The sequence below is a fragment of the Acidobacteriaceae bacterium genome, from assembly GCA_028283655.1.
GTDB lineage: Bacteria > Acidobacteriota > Terriglobia > Terriglobales > Acidobacteriaceae > Granulicella.
In genome coordinates, this window is sequence record JAPWKE010000003.1 from 372,181 (window position 1) to 391,417 (window position 19,237).

The 19,237-nt window shown below is 56.5% G+C and carries 18 protein-coding genes; 1 reads left to right on the forward strand and 17 read right to left on the reverse strand.

All coding sequences use genetic code 11. The annotated features are described in order from the left end of the window. Entirely contained in the window at window positions 1-414 is a 414-nt protein-coding gene (locus PW792_04340; protein ID MDE1161160.1) for a hypothetical protein, read from the forward strand. Here the strand turns inward: PW792_04340 and mobF are convergent, their stop codons facing one another. The 17 genes from mobF to PW792_04425 form a co-directional block, all read right to left on the reverse strand. Further along, the gene (gene mobF, locus PW792_04345; protein ID MDE1161161.1) at window positions 415-3,768 is read right to left on the reverse strand and encodes a MobF family relaxase; all 3,354 of its coding nucleotides are present in this window, start codon (window positions 3,766-3,768) and stop codon (window positions 415-417) included. Between the two features lie 5 nt (window positions 3,769-3,773). Continuing rightward, on the reverse strand, window positions 3,774-5,759 hold the full coding sequence (locus PW792_04350; protein ID MDE1161162.1) for a type IV secretion system DNA-binding domain-containing protein: 1,986 nt from the start codon (window positions 5,757-5,759) through the stop codon (window positions 3,774-3,776). 71 nt (window positions 5,760-5,830) lie between these two features. Then, a complete protein-coding gene (locus PW792_04355; protein MDE1161163.1) occupies window positions 5,831-6,211 on the reverse strand; it encodes a hypothetical protein in 381 nt (126 codons plus the stop codon). Window positions 6,212-6,409: 198 nt separating this feature from the next. Beyond that, on the reverse strand, window positions 6,410-6,724 hold the full coding sequence (locus PW792_04360) for a hypothetical protein (GenBank protein MDE1161164.1): 315 nt from the start codon (window positions 6,722-6,724) through the stop codon (window positions 6,410-6,412). Between the two features lie 12 nt (window positions 6,725-6,736). Then, entirely contained in the window at window positions 6,737-7,714 is a 978-nt protein-coding gene (locus PW792_04365; protein MDE1161165.1) for an ATPase, T2SS/T4P/T4SS family, read from the reverse strand. A 66-nt stretch (window positions 7,715-7,780) separates the two neighbouring features. After that, complete coding sequence (locus PW792_04370; protein ID MDE1161166.1) at window positions 7,781-8,167, reverse strand: single-stranded DNA-binding protein; 387 nt, start codon at window positions 8,165-8,167, stop codon at window positions 7,781-7,783. Between the two features lie 454 nt (window positions 8,168-8,621). Next, the gene (locus PW792_04375) at window positions 8,622-8,906 is read right to left on the reverse strand and encodes a hypothetical protein (protein ID MDE1161167.1); all 285 of its coding nucleotides are present in this window, start codon (window positions 8,904-8,906) and stop codon (window positions 8,622-8,624) included. 17 nt (window positions 8,907-8,923) lie between these two features. Then, window positions 8,924-9,607 (reverse strand): VirB8/TrbF family protein, encoded by a 684-nt coding sequence (locus PW792_04380; GenBank protein MDE1161168.1) that lies wholly within the window; start codon window positions 9,605-9,607, stop codon window positions 8,924-8,926. A 10-nt stretch (window positions 9,608-9,617) separates the two neighbouring features. Continuing rightward, entirely contained in the window at window positions 9,618-10,469 is an 852-nt protein-coding gene (locus PW792_04385; protein MDE1161169.1) for a type IV secretion system protein, read from the reverse strand. 15 nt (window positions 10,470-10,484) lie between these two features. Beyond that, on the reverse strand, window positions 10,485-11,294 hold the full coding sequence (locus tag PW792_04390) for a hypothetical protein (protein MDE1161170.1): 810 nt from the start codon (window positions 11,292-11,294) through the stop codon (window positions 10,485-10,487). A gap of 20 nt (window positions 11,295-11,314) precedes the next feature. Next, window positions 11,315-11,557 carry a hypothetical protein gene (locus PW792_04395; GenBank protein ID MDE1161171.1) on the reverse strand — a complete coding sequence of 81 codons (243 nt, stop codon included), beginning with the start codon at window positions 11,555-11,557 and terminating at the stop codon, window positions 11,315-11,317. 9 nt (window positions 11,558-11,566) lie between these two features. Beyond that, on the reverse strand, window positions 11,567-12,901 hold the full coding sequence (locus PW792_04400; GenBank protein MDE1161172.1) for a TrbI/VirB10 family protein: 1,335 nt from the start codon (window positions 12,899-12,901) through the stop codon (window positions 11,567-11,569). Window positions 12,902-12,929: 28 nt separating this feature from the next. After that, entirely contained in the window at window positions 12,930-13,688 is a 759-nt protein-coding gene (locus tag PW792_04405; protein MDE1161173.1) for a TrbG/VirB9 family P-type conjugative transfer protein, read from the reverse strand. A gap of 14 nt (window positions 13,689-13,702) precedes the next feature. Further along, window positions 13,703-16,186, reverse strand: a complete 2,484-nt coding sequence (locus PW792_04410) for a DUF87 domain-containing protein (GenBank protein ID MDE1161174.1) — start codon at window positions 16,184-16,186, stop codon at window positions 13,703-13,705. Then, window positions 16,186-16,488: a VirB3 family type IV secretion system protein gene (locus tag PW792_04415; protein MDE1161175.1), complete on the reverse strand. Its 303-nt coding sequence runs from the start codon at window positions 16,486-16,488 to the stop codon at window positions 16,186-16,188. Before PW792_04415 ends, PW792_04410 begins: the two co-directional genes overlap by 1 nt. Window positions 16,489-16,531: 43 nt before the next feature. Further along, window positions 16,532-16,864, reverse strand: coding sequence for a TrbC/VirB2 family protein (locus PW792_04420; GenBank protein ID MDE1161176.1), 333 nt, complete (start codon window positions 16,862-16,864; stop codon window positions 16,532-16,534). A gap of 119 nt (window positions 16,865-16,983) precedes the next feature. Then, window positions 16,984-17,967, reverse strand: a complete 984-nt coding sequence (locus PW792_04425) for a LysR family transcriptional regulator (GenBank protein MDE1161177.1) — start codon at window positions 17,965-17,967, stop codon at window positions 16,984-16,986. Between the last annotated feature and the right edge of the window lie 1,270 nt (window positions 17,968-19,237).

Consider the following 19,237-nt stretch of genomic DNA (forward strand, 5'->3'; position numbering starts at 1 on the left):
TTGATTGCGATGGAACCATGTTCTCGCCTTTCAACAACACCCGTTCAATTGAAGTTTTACGGCGACTTTGAGATTGCCACTAATCTCAAGTCAGTTGCGGGATTCTCACCGGAGCAACTTACTCTGCTTGAATCTATTCTTGGCTCTCCAGATGTCAAGCTGCACTTAGCAAGAATGGCTCTTGAAACCGATTTGAATTCTTTGACGGATTCACACTTTCGAGAAAGATACAGCGGCCCCAGCGACCGAGATTTGTTGGATACTGTGCTGCCATGCTTGCCACTAGCGGAGCAACCCTATTGGGAAGCGTTGCGGCATGGGCCGGGCGATTGCCTGCACAATGAAATCATGCCGGTCTTCTTTACATTCGAAGTGCGGCTCAAGCAGACAGGAATCGAAGAGATAGCAACGTGACTAGAGCGAAATGCCATATCCGTTATCGCTAGGTGTTTCCTTATTCCATCCTGCACTTTGTTCGTTGCCGCGTGAGACTGCTGCTGAAAGTCCAAATGGTTCGAGTGCGGCTTGTGCCGCGATGGGCTGCGCGTTGCGGTCGAAGAACTGCCCCTGCGCATCGATGTGTAGCCAACCGCGATTCTCGTCACTGCGATAGCTTTGAATCTCCGCGTGTTCTTTTCGCCACGCAAATGGCTCCGCATGTACCACACCGATAGATTGAACCAGCGGCTCCCAATGCCGCTTTTCCTCGGCAGTGGGCTCCAGTTGCGCGGCGTGCCGCTCCACCGGTGTCTCCGGGCCTTTGTAGGCTAGTTCCGCAACCCGCTCAGCATAGCGCTCCACGAGCGCACGCTGGTTTTGTTCCGGCTCAGAGCCTTGCTGATGGCGTTCCGTGATGGCGCGAACCGTGTCAGCAGGGTCAACTCCATTCTTCGCTTGCCCCTGCGTCCATCGAAGATCGGCAAGCACGGTGTCACGGTCGATGGACGTAGCGTAGATGGAGGGGGGCATATGGGAAGTCGGTTGGTAGGGCTGCATCCCCTCGGCATGTTCTTTGCGGTAAGTCATCGTTTCACCTCGTTGCTGTTCGGCCTTCGGTTGACTGAGTTCTAATGCCGCCGTCTTCGAGACATCCCGGCTAAGGTCTTTTGTCAGCCGTGCGGCATTGTCGGTATAGAGCTGCACGTCACGCGCGGCGCGAGACACCGCGACATACGCGAAGCGTTGGTTGATGAGGTCGCGGTGGGCGGAGACCTCCACATTGATAAGCACTCGGTCTGCCGTCAGCCCTTGCGAGCTATGCGAGGTCACCGCATAGCCGTGATCGAAGTGCCGCATCCGCTCTGGATCGAAGGTGAGGAAGCGCGGCGTTTGACCTTCAAGGCGCACGGCTATTTCGTGCGAACGGACACGTTCGATGGTCCCAAGCTGCCGATTGGCAATTTGTAAATCACGGTTGTTGGTCGTGAACTGAATCCGGTCGCCTTCCGCAAACTCGCGTGTGACTTCTCGAAATGCCGTGATACCTTGCAGACGCCTCGGGTCGTAGGACACCTGCTCGCCATCGGCACGCTCCACACTGATCTGATTGAGCTTTGTATCCACCGCGCGCACTGTCGCATAGCTGTACGGTTCTAATCCCAATTCCTTGCTACCGCGCGTGTACTGGAGGACATCGCCAGGCTGATACTGCGCTGCCCACTTCCGATCGGCGCTGCTCAAGTCAGATCGGGGCGTCAGAACCGCGAACTCACGGTCAATCCCACGCAGGCCGTCGACGCCGCGCAGCTCTGCACGGATGGCCTGATTCAGCTCTATCCGGCTGGCATTGTCAGGCGAGATGACAAGCGTGTTTTCCGGCTGGGCGACATAGGCACGTGCAATCGCGGCGATCCGTTCGGGACGTTCCGTAAACTCCTGGACTCGACCCTGTTCCTGTAATAAATGCACCCCATCCACGGTGCGATTCTGCGAGAGCAGTTCGACAGCACGGAGCAATTCTGGCTGCTCCTTCTGGCGCATGATCTGGTCAAGCTGCGATGTCCGCATCCCTTCCGCTTGCAGTTGCTCGAAAGGTTTTCCAGCGTCCACGCCCTGGTGCTGGCGAATGTCGCCAATCAGCAAAACCCGGTCTTGCGGCCCAAGCTTCTCCATAAACGCCTGCATCTGTTTGGTGCTGGCTAAGCTCGATTCATCGACCATGTACAAGTGACGGCTGGCGGGATCTCCCGCAGTCTCGCCGGTGGCACCGCGCGCAAGGAACCGCTGCAAAGTTTCCGCATTGATTCCGGCGTCGCGAAGCTGGTTCGCGGCCCGGTTGGTCGGAGCGAAACCCTCGACGGCGAATCCCTCGGCCTCTGCCCCGGCGCGAATGCTTCGTAAGCTCTCCGTTTTCCCTGAACCTGCGTAGCCCTGCAGTCCATGAATACGGTCGGTCGTGCTCAACACTTCCTCCACGACGCGGCGCTGGGCGGGATTTAAGTGTTCCTGCTGCTTGGCGTGAGCGTGGGCTTTTTCATTAGGCATGATCGGCGAAACAACTGCCTGCCCGCTCTTCATGAACTCGATATTGCTGCGCTCAGCCTGAAGCATGTCGCGGGTGGTGTACCGCTGTCCCGCGTAGTGACGTGGACTGTCCACCTTCAGGAACTCGCCCATCGCCTCTCGACGCCGGAAGTTCTCCCGAATCTCGGCATAGGTTACATCACCCATGCCGCGACGTAAGGCGTCCCGCATGATGCCTCTGTCGTCAGTGATGGCTTCCCGTTCGAAGTTGCGGGCCTTTGCAAAGCTCACGCTCTCCCGCACCCGCTGCTGTTGCTCGTCGGGCCTTTGTGTTTGTTCCTGGCCGCGCTGCTGCATTCGTTGGTGCGCGGCGGCGATGACTCTTTCGGGCTGATTGCCATATTCTTCGGCCAGCCTGCGATGTGCTGCTAAGGTCTCTTCCGGGCCTAGATGTTGTTTTCGGTCGCGGGTGGTGAACGCGGCAAACTGCGCGGCTTCCGGCCCACTCTGACCACGCTTCGCCATCTCTTCTTCGATCTTCTGGCGGCGCAAACTCGAACCGTCCAAGTATTCCTGCGTGTACCCTTTGATCTCCGGCGCTCCGCTCTTTCCGGCTTGGATTTCGTAGCCAAGATTGCGCAGGCGGTACATCAGTTCTGCCTGATAAACGGCAGTCGCAAATTGTTGTGACGCATAGTAGCTGTGTGACTGGAGAGCGCGGAAGGAACCATCATCCCGCGTCGTCATATTAAAGATGACAGTGTGCGTATGAAGCTGCGGCGCGGCGTAGCCGTCAACCGGCCTCGCAGTGTCATGCTCAAATTTCGCGACAAGAAAGCGGCCGGTGGTCTCGGCAGGGCGATTGCCGCCTAAGCGGGCCTGCGTATACCGCTCCAACTCTGTAAGCGCAATCGAAACGGCCTCACGGTGGGCTTCGCGAACGCGATTATCGCCGCCTACAAGAGCCGTCAGGGAGACGGATTTCGGCGCGGAGAACGTAGCGTCCCATGCAGCGCGATGTTCAAGCGGTTTTACCGTCTCGCCTTCTCCGTTCGTGTATTCCTTCCCGTCACGGTGCTGGATGAGCTGTTGGCCCGTTAGGGGATGCTGGCCTTCACTCAATAGGGAAAATTGGCTGGCGTGAACATCGCCCTTGAGACCAAAGGTGTCGACCAAGTTCCCCTGCCATGCCGTAGGAATCTGCTCGTGCTCCTTCCAGTAGTTCTTTCCGGCGGCGATGAACTCTTTGACGTGATAGTCCCGCGCTTTTCCAGCGGTGAGCGGTTCTGGAGCAACTTTGAACATGGCGTCTATTCGCGCTCAAAATCTCCCGCCGCCACTTCCTGCAATGCAGGCGTGGGATCGGGCTTTGGAGCGTCTTCTTCAGATGGTTTTGCGGTAGCGGACTCAGGCGTTGGGCGCGTGGCTAGGCTGAGTTTTGGTGCGGTCTCCGCTGGTTCAGAATCGGCGACATCCTCTTCTTCCAAGTCAATAGCGGAAGGCTGGACGACCACCTCTTTGGGCTTGCTCAAAGGGTCATATTCCAATTCGTCATCGGCCACGATGCGGCGCTCGAAGTCCTTTGCAATCGTTGGCAGATCGAGATAGTCGAAGGCAAACCGGGCCACATGATTTCCCAACTTCAGGTAGGCGCGACGCTCTTCCAAACCGCTAATCTCTGAGTCAAGCACCAGCGGCTCTACCTGCCTGTCGATGGTGAAGTTCTTGCCGTTGCGTGTGCCGTCGAAATGCGTCTCCTTCATCCGCTCGATTTCAACCTTGCCGATGGCGTTCGACACCCATTCGGCGGCTTTCGGCTCTGTGGTTTTGAGGAAGATTTTGGTAGCAGGCTGCGACAGCATCACCTCGGCAAGATGGCCGTAAATGGTTTCCAGCTGCGCCTTGCCTTGGAAGCCCAACACAAGCGGATTTTTCGATTTCCTGTTCTCCGTAATCGCAGTGTGCAACTGCGGAAGACGCTGCAAGGACGCCAATTCATCCAGCACAAACCAGACGGGGGTCTGGTGTTCCTTTGGTGCGCTCAAGAGACGCAAAACCAGCCAGTCGATCCAGAGGCTATGCAAGGGCTGCAATGCGTCGCGCTCCGTAGGACGCGACGTGATGAAGATCCATCCTTTGCGTTCCTCGGCCCACTCGGTGGCACACCATCTGCGCTTGTTTGCCTCCTCTAGAGTGGGGAGCATACGCAGGCTGTCGGCGACCAGGCCAAGGGACGAAAGCACACCGTTGCGCTGGGGCGGCGAGTCCTTCGCAATCATCGTTGCCATCTCCGTTCCGGCCACTTTCTTATCAATCTCCGCCGGGTTTGCCATCCATTCCGCAAGCTGGTGGGGAGTGGGGCCGGTGCGCAGGAGATGGGCGAAAATCTTCTGCGGCGTCTTGGTAAAGAACTCGTCCTTTTGCGTATCGGTCGGCTGGTACAGGGATTTTGCGAGCGTCTTTGCCTCGGCCTTGCTGCGCAGCTCCTCGGCTGGCCCCCAATACGGGCAGCGCTTATCGAGCGGATTCAGCACAATATCTCCACGGCTTTCGTCATAAAACCGCTGGATGAATTCGCAGGCCGGGTCGTACACGATTGCCGTATGGCTGCGTCCTTGAATCTGCCGAAGTATCTGCATGATGAGCGTCGTTTTTCCGGCCCCGGTGTCACCCATCAATTCGATATGTTGTGACTCGTAGCGGGCGGGAATCCGCATCAAATCTTTCGCCTCGGTCGTCTTGAAACCGACGCCTTCTCCGGCAATCGTCCCATTGAATTGTTTGGGCGTCAGCATTACCGGCCCTTTCAGGCGGCGCCCGTATTTCAGTTCGCGACGACGCTTCATGTCCTTCCGAATGGAGAACGGAAGCTGTGCCAGAAGAGCGAGCAAGCCGAAGGCAAGCGGCTGTTCATAGATGTCCCACAGCGTGCTGCCGCTGTAGACGCCCTGGCGAAGGTAATCTCGCAATGGGACATCGAAGTAGCTCGTATCCGCACCACGGTATAGAGCGGTGTAGCCCGCCCTTTGGGCGCTGGCAGTGAGGGTGAGCGGAATCGGCTTTGATCCTGGCTGCTCCGTGACGCCGGGGACGACATCAGACTCCACGGCGGGCTTCGCCGTGACGTTTTTCCCCGCCTCAAAGAGCATCCGGTATTTGTCTTTGCGAACTCTGCCAAGCTCGGCGGCAAGCGAGGTCCGCACGTAGACCGGCGTGTAGAACTGCTGCAAAGGCGTCATCGCAAATGTGAAGCGCATATAGACGAATGCGCCAGTCAGAACCACCATCAGGAACATCGCGCCGTAGGTGTAAATGGGCGAGTGCGGCGGCCATATGATGGTCTCTTTGCGACCCCATTGTGTGGGCATCAGCGGCCTCCTTCCGACTTCTTTACCAACTCCATTGCGATGTCTGATTTGCTGCGGCGGACCTCCATCATGATCGCGTCGAAACGCTCTTGTGTGATCGACTGAGCCTGCGAAAGCGGCCTAAGAAGGTTCGTCAGCATCAGCCGAAGACCGATGATCTCGACCAGTTCAGGCGATGCTGCCGGCGTCGACGACGGACGTTCCAATTCCCGCAAGATCAGAGAACGAATCAGTTCACCCTGGTTGGTTCCGCGTGTGCGGCAATGCTGTTCAAGCGCGTCGAACTCGACGCGATTGAGCTTCGTGCCAGCCGTAATGACGCGGAACCCGGAACGTTGCTCGGCACGTTCTGCAATCTGTTCGTCCTCTATGAGCGGCATGCTTCCTCCTTTAAATCGAGGGCGCTTCGGAGCGCCCCGGAGCGCCGTACGGCGCTCTCTAGCGACTAAGTGCTGTCGATTGTGCGACCAGTGCAGAGCGCCGTAAAGCGCTCTGACACGACCCTTTGAGGGGTGAAGTGTAAACTTTCACCCCATGCGCAGCATGGTTCCTATGCGACCGAAGGATTCCATGGAGGCTCATGCTTTTCGAACCGCCACAGAATCACTGGACTCAACCGATGCTGAAGCCTTCTTGGTGGAACCGCGAGATGCCTTCGAACCATTCGGACGACGCGCCTTCAGTAGCTCCGGCACATCCTTGCAACGGTCGGATGTACGGAACGAAGCGAACTCACGATCTTTGTCGAACAGGTACTCCAGTCCTTTGTTGATGACTTCGTCAGGCGTTGCACCGATGAACGCAGCGTATTGATTGATCTGCGCAACGATGGGCTCATTGAACCGAACATGAGCCGTTACACGGCGGGTTAGAGTGACTTCGATAAGTGGCATTGGAACCTCCTTTTAGTGGGTGGAAAGAGACGACTCTTGCAGGGTGGGAAAGACAGTCTCAAGCGCGAAGCATTTGGCATCGCGCGAGAAACCTTGGACATGGGCGATATCGGTGATGCGACGGCCCGTTTGCGTCCGCTTCGCCTGGATGACGTAATCAACGGAATCCGCAATCTCGGCAGCGATGTCATCGCGTAGGGATTGCTGGTGCGAGCGCATCGCAAGCTCGCAGAAACGCCGCAGCGCTTTCGTCGGCGAGTTCGCATGAATGGTGGCCAGCGAGCCACCGTGTCCGGTATTGAACGAATCGAGTAATGTCCGGGCTTCTTCCCCGCGAACTTCGCCGAGGATGATTCGGTCTGGACGCCAACGCAAAGCGCCCTTCAGGAGCGTCGCGAAGTCCACAGTTCCCGTCACGCATTCGACCTGGCATTCCGCCGCCAATACATTCGGCTTGGCGATCCGCAGCTCCGACGTATCTTCGATGATGACGATGCGCTCTTCTTCAGGGATGGCTTCCGCGAGCGCGTTCAGCAACGTAGTCTTTCCGCTCGATGTTCCACCACTAATGAGCAGCGTTTTGCCGTCCACGATTTGCGCAACTAGAAACTCTGCCATCTGCTCATTCAGCGTCCCGCGTTGAATGAGATCCCGGAGCGTATAGCGAACCTTCGCAAACTTGCGAATGGTGAGCGACGGGCCGGGGCGTACGACCGGAGGAAGCACAGCCGCCAGGCGGCTTCCGTCCGGAAGTTGCGCGTTCAGTAAGGGATGCGCTTCATCGAACTGTTTGCCGAGGTGATTGGCGATGATTTCGAGGCCAGTCCGAAGTGCCTTGGCATCGAAGCGAACCGACCCTGCGGAGGTGAGCTTGCCATCCCGCTCGAACCACCACGATCCATCGGGATTGCCCATGATCTCGCTCACGCCATCGTCCAGAAGTAGCGGCTCGATGGGGCGGAGGAATGGAAGGATCAATTCGAAGCTCATAGCGATACCTCACGGCGATGGAAGTCCGGCGTCAGCCGGACCTCCGGGAACGGAAATGAAGCGGCCTTAAGCGGCCACTTCCTCGGGGGCTGTGACTTCTTCGTCCTGCTCCTCTGCAGTGGCCTTGGCCGCCCGATCCAGTTTGAGAATCGACTCGACGCGAACCTCCCAGATGGTCTGTTCTGCGTTGTTCTTCGTGCTGGTATATTTCCGGCTGCGCAACTCGCCTTCGACCATCAGGTGAGCACCCTTCTTCAGGGTGCCGGCGAACTCTGCCAGCTTCTTTCCGAAGACGATGCAACGGTGCCATTCGGTGTGCTCAACGTACTTGCCGTCCTTCTTGTACGAAGACTTGGTTGCGAGTGAGAGTGTGGTGAAGCTGCGGTCGTCGTTGGTGCGAACTTCTGCGTCGCTGCCGAGGAAGCCGATGAGGGTGACTTTGTTGGTGTACATGGTGGTGATCTCCGTTTCGTTGAATTTCCCGTATCCTGCTCGGGTCACACTAGGCGAAGCCAAGCGAGAGGCCCCGCCTCCCAAGGCCGAAGCTCTGCATTTACGGAGGGTCCGCCGAAGGTGGAAACCGTAACCCATAGGGCGCCGCAGGCGAAGCAGAAGAGCGAGCTTGCCGCAGGGCGGCGGACAGGCCCGAAGCGTGACCCCGAGCAGAGGACGGGATACGGGACGGCAGTCCCTCCAATGGGCACAAGTCACTCGTCGTTTCCCGGTGAGGGAGAACCGGCCTGACCGTAGCTCTTCCACTGCCGCAAACGAGTCCACAAAAGGACGGCATAGAGCCACTTGCAGTGTGCTCTTCGCCAGGGCAGAGAGGCCGCTGAAGTGCTAACAGGGACGAGTTGGGCCGTGCAGCCGGATTGGCAGCCTGAAGGTGCATTGCAGTACCTCTGGATTACGCGAAAACTGGTTTGCGCCTGGCGCGGATGAGCTGGTCGAAGCGCGACTTATAGCCCAGGCTGTCCGGGTATTGATGCACTCGGGATATCAGGCCGGTGATGGTCACGACGTCGGCTGCAATCGCTGTGTCCAGCGCCCAGAGCTTTGTCAGATCAAAGCCGCCGCATTCCTCGGGATTCCACCATGCCAGAAGGACGTCCGCGACATACCCGGATTGCCCGCTGTTACCGTCTGCGATTTCCAACAACCGTTCGAGTGCAGCTTGTTCGTTTGCCTGCATGGGGATCTCCTGTCTACTTAGCTGAAAGCTTGGTCGGCACGGAACCGTACGATGGTCAGTCCGAGAGGATTGACGGCCAGTTCGTTGTTCTTTACGGCATCACGAAAGACGTAGGTAACGCTGGCGACCCAACGCTCCCGCTTCAGTTCCGAATGATCCGCCGGATTCGTGTAGACCTTCTCGAATTCAATTCGTGCGGAATAGGGCGATTGCCGCAGGTCGTCAAGGACTATGTTCTTCACTTCCACATCCACGTAAGGCAACGTGGCGTCGTTGCGATAGGTGGTGATGAAGTTGTCCTTTCGTTCCTGCTCGATGACGGCGTGCTGCACGTCGCCGTTGAGGAAGTACAGGGCGTTCGTCTGGTCGCGCTCGATGGTGAAGCGATTGCGACTGAAGTACAGCTCCGCCCAGCGTGTCAGGTAATACTTGTTCTCGGCTTCTTGAGGGCGGTATGCAAAGTTGCGGTAGTCAATCGCTTCAGCCCGTCCAACGTCGTTGATACGGACAATCATGGGGTGCATGGAAGCAAGCGCTCGCTGGCTCCTGTAGGTGAGCGCTCCGAGCAGGCCGCACACGGCAACAAGGGTGAGAATCACGATCCGCTGCCAGGTGTTCTCGACTAGTGGCGAAGCGTTCTCTTCGAGGTAGCGTTGCGCCGCTCGTGTGATCTCCGGGGAGTGAGTCATAGTCATCGACATAGTGAGCCTCCTACTTCATGAGCGCCGCGGCGCTGGTTGCGATCGAAAGACCGCCATCGTGCCCTCCGACGTGGCCGGAGAAGAGTGTCGCTGTCATCGCAGGAATCTTCAAAAGAATGAAACCCGTCACTAAGCACAGGATGAGCAAGCCAGGCATAACGGCCGCAAGACTCCGAGGGTCATTGAGATTGTTCGCGCCGCTGGTGAAATAGCTAATGAGCAGATGGCTCATAACGCTCATGGTGGCGGCGGCGACGACTTTGTAGAATTCGAAGCCGAGAAATGCTCGAAGCCATCCCCAGAAGAGGAACTCCGTTTTGTCGAAGACCATGAATGGAATGAACACAGGGCCAAGCAGGCCGATGATGGTGGCTCCGATGGCACCGTAAGCGATGATGACGCCGATAAGCCCGGAGAGGATACTAAGGATGACCTGCACCGTGTAGGTGCAGAGCAACGTATACGGCTCCGTTAGAGATGGCGACATTGTGCCCATTTTGCCGAGCGCCCCCTGAATCGTGGTCTGGACCTCTTGCGTGGAATCACTGCCTATATAGTCCACAAGACTGCTTGTGCCACCGCTGATGAATCCCTTCAGTGAATAGCCGATGCCGGGAATGCTTCCGTCGTAGAACTTCACGAAGCAGTAGGCGAAAGTGATAAGGAGGAAGAAATTCAGGAACTTCGCCATGCTAAAGCCGCCCCCGCCCTGCGAAGAGGCAAGGGCTTCCTGCACCCCGAACCAGACCAACATAATCGTAGCCAGCGACAAGACCATGTGTAGCCCCAACGAATCAACGGATGGGGATACGGTCGCGGTGAGATTGTCGCACCCGTTCTTGATGAGGATGAGGAAGTCCATTGCCGTCTCCTTAGCCTAATAATGGAAGGCCCACTGAGTACCAGCGGTCGTTTGCTGAGGGGTAGTGGTCTTGAACGTCTGTTGATAAGAATTGCCGGTCTGAAACAGAGACTTGAGATTGTCTTGTTGTACTTTCTGACCGACCATCGTCTGGAGCGCCTGGGCCTGCAAGATCTGGTTTGTCTCTTGCTGCGTTCGGAGTTCGATGAGCAACGCCTGGTTGATGCGTTGCAAGGTGGCCATCTCTGTGTGTTGCGCCGGATCGGCAGAGTGGGTTTGGGATTCCAGTTGGCTGATGTCCGTCTCACGCTGATTTGCGTTCGCACGGATTGTTCCGAGCGCCTGAAGGTTCGAGGCATTCACCGAGTCCGAGAGGTCTACCGTCGCTCCTCGGGCAGCGATTTCTTGCTGACCTTGAACTGACAACGAGCTGTACCCCTGAATCTGTGTGGTGCGCGGAACGCTGGCGGTCTGGTTTGCGGCGGAGGCTCCATATCCGTTGGAAGCCGAAGTCATCCACGGAGTGGAGTTGCCATAGGTATTCGCGGGCTGCTGCAATGTACTCCATTGCTGGCGTCCCATGTTGTTGTACGCGGTGTAGTAGTTCTGAGGCAGGTTTGCCATCTTCTGTGCAAGGTTGTACGCACCGATGACGTTGCGGCTCGTCTCTACCGTGGTTGTGTAGAGCTGGTTGGCCTGGAGAATCTGCTGTGCGGCATGTGCGGACTGAGTTGGGTCCAGCACTATGCCGGAGCCGAATTGCGCTCTAGCCCCTGTCGTAGAGACAGCAAGGGCTATGACGCTTATGAACATAGCGCCTTTCATCGTTCCTCCTTATTGGTTCTTTATTGCTTCGCGCGTTCCGCCTGTAGCCGGTTCCACGCATCTCCGACTTTCTTTTGTTCGTCAGAGCACTTTGGGCTCAGCACCGGCGGAACTTTTACCAATTCAGCCGAGCAGTCTCTCTGGTACTGAGAACCCAATTTGTCATATTCGTTTTGCAACTTGTCTACCTTGGCTTGGTGACTTTCGCAGCCCACGATGCCAAGGGCGAGGGTTAAGCAAAACAGAGTTAAGGTGCGACGCATAAACACTCCTTAAAACGATCCGGGGATCGTGTGGCGTTCGTAAGCAGGCAGAAGCATATCTTGCGTGATATAGACCTTCACGCGATGTCCTTCCCGAATGGTGATGGTGGGAGGGATCTGCATGAACCGGTCCAAGACAGTCGTCGCCGACTGTGAAACGGACGCCGCTGCTCCGTTTGTAAAGACTTGTGGCCCGGAGCCTGCGTAAACGCCGCCGCCCTGTGAAATCTCGGCGGCTCCCGCTATAACCCCCAGCGCAATGGATGTGCCGAAGATTTGCAGGTAATGGTTGTTCACCTTATCTTTTAGTCCTTCCTCCCCGATCTGGTCTAGGCCGTGGAACTGATCCAGGTCCACGGAATAACCGTCCGGCATAATGAGGCGATGGAAGGCAACTGTCATGCGACGCTGCTGCCCGAATCCTGAACCACCGATTTTTTTGGCCTCTCCGAGAACGATTGTGCCGTCAGGAATGAGGACATGCTGATGGTCGTGGGAGTAGATGGGATTAGAAACAAGGACTTTCACGGGGCCTACGGCATCGCCATCAAGGCGGTTCATCAAAACAGTGTCGATGGTCGTACCCTCATACAGGACATACGGCTGGCCGCTGGCCGAATCGATGTTGACTTCCGGTTTGCGATTGAACGTGCTCTGGCCTTGGGCAGGTGGTGGGTCACCCGCTGCACGTGCATTTACCAGACTCGATGCCTGCTGGCCGGATGCCATGCTGGCAGGCAGGTACGTTCCGTTATCTGTATTGGTGGCCTGAGTCTGCGGCGGAGCATCGGGCGGACGGCTGTATGCCAGATTCGAGGAGAAGCGCGACTCGTACGCGCGTTGGCGCTCCTTCGCTGCGAGTTCCTGCGAAGCCTGCTGTTCGGGGGATACATGTCCCGCACCGCCGCCGTTCTGCTGTGCGTATCCATAGCCTTGCATCTGCTGATTGCAGGGCTGGCCGGGGATGCAAGGCTGTGCCTGCCCGGTTGCGCTGTAGCCGAGGGCGGCCGCCCGTTGCTGCGGCGTCACATTCACCAGTGACGGGTCGTTCGCAGCCGCTTGGTCAAGGGTCTGTTGCTGGTGCGCCAACTGACTCTTGAGGTCAGCGACATTGTTCTCCGTGTTGTCCTGAACAAGCGGTTGAGGATTGTTCTGTTTCTGCTGCTGCTTGGCATTCACGGCAGTCTTTCCATGCGAACTGAAGATGAGGGCAATGATGACAAGCACGGAGAACCCGCCGTAAACGATCGGCTTGGAATGCTTCTGCATGACTCCTTTCGGGTCAAAGGGCTTCTTATTGAGCACCGGCTCGGTTGATGCTGCGGCCTGGGTCTGTTCCGTCATGGCATTGTTCTCCCTTCAGCTCGGTTGATTAGCCCTTACGCGTGAATTCCATCTTTTTCTTGCCCAGCTCCACGTAGCCGTTATCCATGACCTTCGGGATGATGTACGTCCCTTCGCGCAGGTCATAGGAGATGAGATTGGGCTTGCCGTCCTTCATCTCGTACACGGAGAACTTCTCCGGCGCAGTCGTTTTGATATAGGTGAACTTGTCATCGTGGTAGATCGATGTGATATCGAAGGGCGCTTCATTCGCTTTGAAGGCGTAGTCAAACTTCAGCTTCGATTGGTAATCGCTCTTGTACGAGTCCATCGCCTGATCGACGTGCGACTGTACCGAAGCAAGCTGCTGCTGCGCCTGCTGGAGCTGGGCAGCGGGAACGAACTGCGGTGGCCCACTGGCCGCGACGATGGAAGAACGGTCGGCAGGCTCTATCAACACCTTCAGGTCGGGCATCTGCGAGCTGCTGGACACATCCTGCAAGGTGAACGAATAGATGTTGCCTTTGTCGGTAATGAGGTTCAGGTTCGTGCTGATACCAGCCTTGGCCGGATGCACGAAGCAAAAGTTGCCGACGACATCCACGACCCAGAAATCTTTGTCGCCGGTCGCGGCCTCCATGATCTTTTCAGTCGGAGGCACCTGGATCAGAGTCGTGAATTTCATTTTGGCCCGTATCGGTACGATGTCCTGGGAGTGATACTGCACGGTACGAGCCGATGCATCCTGTGCGACGGCAGGAGCGGAGAACGCGACGGCCAGCAAGAAAGAGATGAGAATGCGCTGCATGGTGCCTCCTTGGACTACCGGGTTGGGGTGACGGCCAGAGTGCGGGGCCGGAACGGATGGTCTTGTGCGAGTCTGCGCAAGCCTTCGGCGATGCCGAAGCGGGCGAAGTAATCGCGCTTCACGATGTTGTCGCGGGCGTTGTTGGTGGCCGTCCAATGCGAGACGGAATCGACATTCAAATGAACCTTCTTGCTCGACTGCGCTTTGCGGATCAGCATCTGCCCCGGCGGGACAAGCCCGGCGATTAACTCCAATTCGGTGTCATTCAAGTGGAAGGCGTCACGGTACAGGTCCCGATTCATTTCCGGGTTGGCGAGAAAGATCTTCGTCGGGCAACTCTCGGAGACAATTTGGAGCATTCCCGATTCCTTAAGCTCCTTGAGCGATTGGGTAGCGAGCACCATGGCCGCGTTATGTTTGCGCCACGTTTTCTGCGCCTGCACGATGTAATTGCGGATCGTTTCGTTCTTGATGAACAGCCATGCCTCGTCCAAAAGAAAGAGCTTGAACGTCGCGAGCTTCTTTGGGTCGCTAATCTCATTCGACGCACGATGGAGAACGTAGAACAGCAAAGGCTCCAAAGCCTCCGGCGCATCGCCCCATCCGGCGAAGTTGAATGTCTGGAAGCGGGAAAAGGTCAGCGTGTCCCCGGGGTTGTCGAAGAGAAAGCCGTATTGACCAGCCTTCGTCCAGCGGTGCAGACGATCCTTCAATTCGCCTACGATGTTGGCGAAGTTAGAGAGCGTGCGCTGTTCCGGCTCCAGGACGTAAGTGCGCTCGACGGCCTCCCACAGCTTGCGCTCCTCTTTGAAGTCCAGCCGATAATGGCCGTCAGAACCTTCAATCAATACGCGGAAGAGCGAGAAGAGAAATTGCAGGTTCTCTTTCGTCTGCGGCAGAGAGAACGGATTAATGGTGAAATCGCGCGACTCCTGACCAACGTTCAGGTAAGTGCCGCCGAAGATGTCTGTCAGCGACTCGAAGCTGCCGCCGATGTCGAATATGTACGTCTGCGGCTGGTACTTCTGTGCGTTCTGAAGTATGAAATTTGCCAGGTAGGACTTGCCCGATCCCGTTTGCCCCAGGATGAGCGTGTGCGCAACTTCGCCGTTATGGAGGTTCAGGAAGTAAGGTGTGCTGTTGTCGGTCTCAAGCACAGCCAGGTATTCCGCGTTCAGGTGGGGATTGCGCTTCTCGCCCGGCAGGATCGTAAACAGAAAGCTGAGGTCTGCATAATTTGAAGTGAGCACGTAGAGCCGACGGAGATTGACGGCATAGTTGCCGGGAACCGTGGCGAAGTAGGCGTTGAGCTGATTGTAGGTTTCACTGAACAGCGAGCCATCGGCAGCGGTGAACAAACGCTGGAACTCGCCTGCGACCCGATCCAACTCCGCGAGCGACTGTGCATGGAGCACAATCGACAAGGAAAAGTCTCCGAGAGACTGGCCCTCACCGAGCACACGCAGACAGTCTCCAAGATTCTCAATATCAGCCTGCTTCGACTCATCGACCAAGACATCGCGCGGATTTGTCTGCGTCGCATCGTTTCCGAGCTGCGATACAAACCCGGTCTTTGAGATGTTGAAGTGGCGACGGCGCTTGGCCACTTCCTTGCGGGCCTTGTCCTGCGGGAGTGGGACCCACTCCGTGCAGACCGTAAAGCTCGCCGGGATCTTCAACAGCGAATCCAGCACCAACGGTTTCGTCTCGATGATGCACTCCTTCATGGTGAGAACGCGCACGAGATGCTCGCCGACGCGGAGGTGGTCGCGCTCCGCGTCGATGTTGGAGTTCACCACCTGGTAGTCGAGGAACTGTGTGCTCTGCGGACGACCCTCGATGCGCGGTGCGTCATAGTTGACCAATCTGCGGAAGAATATGAATTGGTCTTCCTTTCCTAATACCGCAATCTGCACGAAGTCCGCCAGTTGGCGGCTGAACGCTTCGGCGCGCTGCTCTAGACGGCCAAGGCACGACTCAATCTGAAAGCGGAGCAAGGTCTTCATCTTCGATTTGCTGAACTGGCCGCCGAGTTCGTTCCATGCTCCGGCAGGATCGGAAAAGAACATCGCGAGCGCGGACCCGATGCCTCGCTTCGAACGTGAGCCTTCGAGCAATACGACATAGAAGATCTCGATCTGATAGAGAGAATCCTGCTTGGCTGCAAAGAATGTGCGGCGCTGGTCGATGGCTGCTTCCACCACGGCATCGTCATAGTGGGCAAACGGGATATCCGGCCTGCTGGTCTTGATGAGGTACTGGTAGATATGGAAGCCGGGGCCGAAGGATTTGAGAGCCGCTTCTAAACGCTTGACCGCGTATTCCTGTTCGTCGCGGTCAAGGCTCTCGTAGTCCACACCCTCCACACGGAGCACCATGCCAAGATCGCCGGACTTAGTGAGGAATGTCCGTTCGTTCCAGAAGCCATACAGGTTGATGTGGTCATTCAACGCTGCGGCATCTTTCCACGGCTTTAGCACTCGGTCAATACGAAACATCAGCGGACCTCCACGCGGGGAACACTCTGCTTATGCGCGTCGTACCGGAGCTTGTAGCGCTCCGAACGTGCGAGGATGCGAAGAAACGCTGGGTCAGCATTGGTGACCCAGGAGCCGAGGGCGTACCCGACAGCGAAGACGAGCCCGCCTGCAAGCAAAGAATTGAAGAGATTGAAGACGCCAACGGCGGCGACACAAATGAAGAAGAAGAGGGTGCGTTCAACGCCCAGGTAGGTGAGAGGCTTATGCAGGCTTTTGAAGACGCGATTGCGGCGCTGGTTACTCCGATTTAATTCCTGCATAAGCCCCTCCTTGTGAAATGAATGCGTTGCGACATGAACCGGTCTAACCGCCCCACAGCCACGAGAGGACGTTGGTTGCGAGCACCGCAATCCCGGTGCCGGCTGCGACACCAGCGAGGGCCTTCTTCGCTCCCGGCTCGCCATGGGCAAACTGGTAGCCGCCGATCACGATTGCGATAAGGCTTGCGACCTTGGCAATCGTGCCGGTGAAGAGGTTTTGAAGCGAGGTAAAGCCGCTGTCAAACGGTGATCCCGATTGAGCGTGTGCGGCGACGGGAAGGACAAGAATCAGTCCAAGCAACACTGCGGACGGGCGAAACCATCTCTGCAATGTGAGGACTGTTCGCTGGGGAACGACGACACGAGTACGGAACATCGGCACCTCCTACGACTGGAATCAGTCGGGATATGCCGTGACACTAGGCGCGTCGTTGCTTCTCGTCCAATGGTTTATAGAGATGGCACAGCCATCTCTCAGAGTGATAGCTCACCACTTCAGGCATTCTTCAGCGCGTCCTCGTGCTGGAACAAACTGGTCTCTTCCTTCACGGATTGGGGCGGCTTGCGTCGGTCGTTTGCGTCGGCGTTCGGGTAGCGGCGAGCAAGATCGCGAAGGAGGAGAGAAATGGCGCCGTGGTTGTCTTTCTGCCTGTAGATGATGGCAGAATCAATCGTCCATTGAACGCCCCTAATCGGGCGTGTTGTGAGGGATTCGTGCAACACTTCGTGTTCGCGAATGAGGGCCAGGCACATACGCTGTCCTACCATCCACTGGATCTGCTCCAAGCTGAACGCTGGACTGAATGTGCGTGGAGTAATCCGTTGTTCGTTGAGCATTTCCAACAAACGAGCGTGGGCGGCCGGATGATGATGGGCATCACTGAAAATACCCAACCTGCCATTCAGGTCAGGCGCTTCCAATTCTCCCATCTGCGCTAAAGGATCGTCTTTGCACAGACAGACCACCATACGTTCGTGGAAGAGGGCTTGAGAACAAAGCCTATCAATGCTGAATGGAAGTGTGATCAGTGCAGCGTCGAGCTCTCCGCTTTCAAGGCGTTTTAGAAGGACATCCGTATCGTCACCTTCGAGATCGACGACGCCTTTTGGGAACATCTCTCGATAGGCTTGCGAGACGGTTTGAAGAACAGCATGCTCGACGAATTGCGAGAAGCCAAGACGGAAGGGCTTCGTTTCGGCGTCCTGCACTGCTTGCAACGAGTTGATCGTCTCTTCACGAAGTTCAAGCAGTTGCTTCGCTCGAATGTAGAGGGATTGTCCTGCGGAAGTGAGTTGCACGCCGTTACGAACCCTATTGAAGAGCTTCACGTGAAAGAGTTCTTCGATATCGCTGATCTGCTTGCTGAGGTTGGATTGAACTACGTTCAATCGTTCAGCTGCTCTCGTCATATTGAGTTCTTCAGCGACGGCCACAATGAATCTCAAATGGCGGAATTCCAAATAGTCATAAATGCTCAACTGCACACCTCCAGCTCAAGCGATTGAAGTGTGATACCACGCGGTTTTGAGCGCCCCTCATGGGGCTCGCAGCCCGGCACTTAAATGGAATCAAGAAAGGCATCTTAAGGTTGCCTTAAGCCAGGCAACCCTTTCCCGTCTTGTGGAATTCTGCCATCACTCTGAGTGATACCTCAGCCATCTCTAGAAACCATTGGACGAGAAAATTTTGCTGGGGCACTCTGAGGGCAAGTAGCCGAGATGTAAAAGGTGCCTATGGAGAAGAAGCCTGTTCAGAGATCAACGATGCCGACGGAAGAGCGCCTTCTAGTGGATCGGCGGAACGCAGCCCAATACCTTTCCATCAGTCAACGTAGCCTCGACTACCTGTTGGCCCATGGAGAGTTGAACACGCGGCGCATAGGAACTCGAACGCTCATCCCTCTCGCAGAGTTGAAGCGTTATGCGTCGGCTGACCATCGAAGGGTCGCAAGCTAAGTAGCGGCCTGGCGTATCGCAAATCCTCGCTTGCATTAGCTTCAGCGTGATACAGAATCCTTGGCGGAAACCATCATGTTGCGCCACAGTGCAGCGGTTTGCAGTGGGGTGCAGCAATAAAGTGAGGGTGTATCACTTTTGTATCACACGGGCAATTTCTGGACTTTATCGCGTTAAGCGGCTAAACAACGAATCGCCAGTATTGATAAGGAGTTTGATGTGGTGGCCCGGGCAGGAGTCCAACCTGCGACCTTCGCCTTAGGAGGGACTCCAAATAGACCTTGCACAGTATCGCATGCGAACGCGGTAGGTCGCATAAGTTGTTGATGGCGAGCATGTTAAAGGTGCATCGGTTTCGCATGGGATCGCACCGAATTGCAGGAAATACGGCGAAAAAGTATCACCAAAGTATCACCAGAATTCGCTAGTCTGGCTCAAAGGATGGCTGGTGATTATGGTGAGAGGACCGAAGCCAAAACAAGTATCGGGCGTCTACTGGCGAGAAGATCGTGAGGGGTGGGCTGCTCGTTTTCGTACGAGGCATGGGCTGATACGCAAATCGTTTGGCCCACTTCCTGCAGACAGGCAAGAGGCTATCGCTTGGCTCGAAGACGTCCGCTCCCTTCGACGCAAAGAAGGCGTAGAGTCGCTCCCGAGCAAAGCCACTGAGCCCGTTCTCTCTCTTGCGGAGAAGAAGGAACTCCAGGAGGAACGATCGAGCAACATCACGATCCGAGAGCTCTGTGACGATCTTCTCGCGTACATCATTGCTCATCCGACGCAGTACAAAGAT

What these genes read in the sequence shown, in the direction of transcription:
- PW792_04370 (MDE1161166.1), bottom strand. Translation starts at nt 8,167, where the DNA reads ATGTACACCAACAAAGTCACCCTCATCGGCTTCCTCGGCAGCGACGCA.
- PW792_04355 (MDE1161163.1), bottom strand. Translation starts at nt 6,211, where the DNA reads ATGCCGCTCATAGAGGACGAACAGATTGCAGAACGTGCCGAGCAACGT.
- PW792_04395 (MDE1161171.1), bottom strand. Translation starts at nt 11,557, where the DNA reads ATGCGTCGCACCTTAACTCTGTTTTGCTTAACCCTCGCCCTTGGCATC.
- PW792_04415 (MDE1161175.1), bottom strand. Translation starts at nt 16,488, where the DNA reads ATGCAGGAATTAAATCGGAGTAACCAGCGCCGCAATCGCGTCTTCAAA.
- PW792_04365 (MDE1161165.1), bottom strand. Translation starts at nt 7,714, where the DNA reads ATGAGCTTCGAATTGATCCTTCCATTCCTCCGCCCCATCGAGCCGCTA.
- mobF (MDE1161161.1), bottom strand. Translation starts at nt 3,768, where the DNA reads ATGTTCAAAGTTGCTCCAGAACCGCTCACCGCTGGAAAAGCGCGGGAC.
- PW792_04390 (MDE1161170.1), bottom strand. Translation starts at nt 11,294, where the DNA reads ATGAAAGGCGCTATGTTCATAAGCGTCATAGCCCTTGCTGTCTCTACG.
- PW792_04385 (MDE1161169.1), bottom strand. Translation starts at nt 10,469, where the DNA reads ATGGACTTCCTCATCCTCATCAAGAACGGGTGCGACAATCTCACCGCG.
- PW792_04360 (MDE1161164.1), bottom strand. Translation starts at nt 6,724, where the DNA reads ATGCCACTTATCGAAGTCACTCTAACCCGCCGTGTAACGGCTCATGTT.
- PW792_04375 (MDE1161167.1), bottom strand. Translation starts at nt 8,906, where the DNA reads ATGCAGGCAAACGAACAAGCTGCACTCGAACGGTTGTTGGAAATCGCA.
- PW792_04410 (MDE1161174.1), bottom strand. Translation starts at nt 16,186, where the DNA reads ATGTTTCGTATTGACCGAGTGCTAAAGCCGTGGAAAGATGCCGCAGCG.
- PW792_04350 (MDE1161162.1), bottom strand. Translation starts at nt 5,759, where the DNA reads ATGTTCCTGATGGTGGTTCTGACTGGCGCATTCGTCTATATGCGCTTC.
- PW792_04380 (MDE1161168.1), bottom strand. Translation starts at nt 9,607, where the DNA reads ATGTCGATGACTATGACTCACTCCCCGGAGATCACACGAGCGGCGCAA.
- PW792_04400 (MDE1161172.1), bottom strand. Translation starts at nt 12,901, where the DNA reads ATGACGGAACAGACCCAGGCCGCAGCATCAACCGAGCCGGTGCTCAAT.
- PW792_04405 (MDE1161173.1), bottom strand. Translation starts at nt 13,688, where the DNA reads ATGCAGCGCATTCTCATCTCTTTCTTGCTGGCCGTCGCGTTCTCCGCT.
- PW792_04420 (MDE1161176.1), bottom strand. Translation starts at nt 16,864, where the DNA reads ATGTTCCGTACTCGTGTCGTCGTTCCCCAGCGAACAGTCCTCACATTG.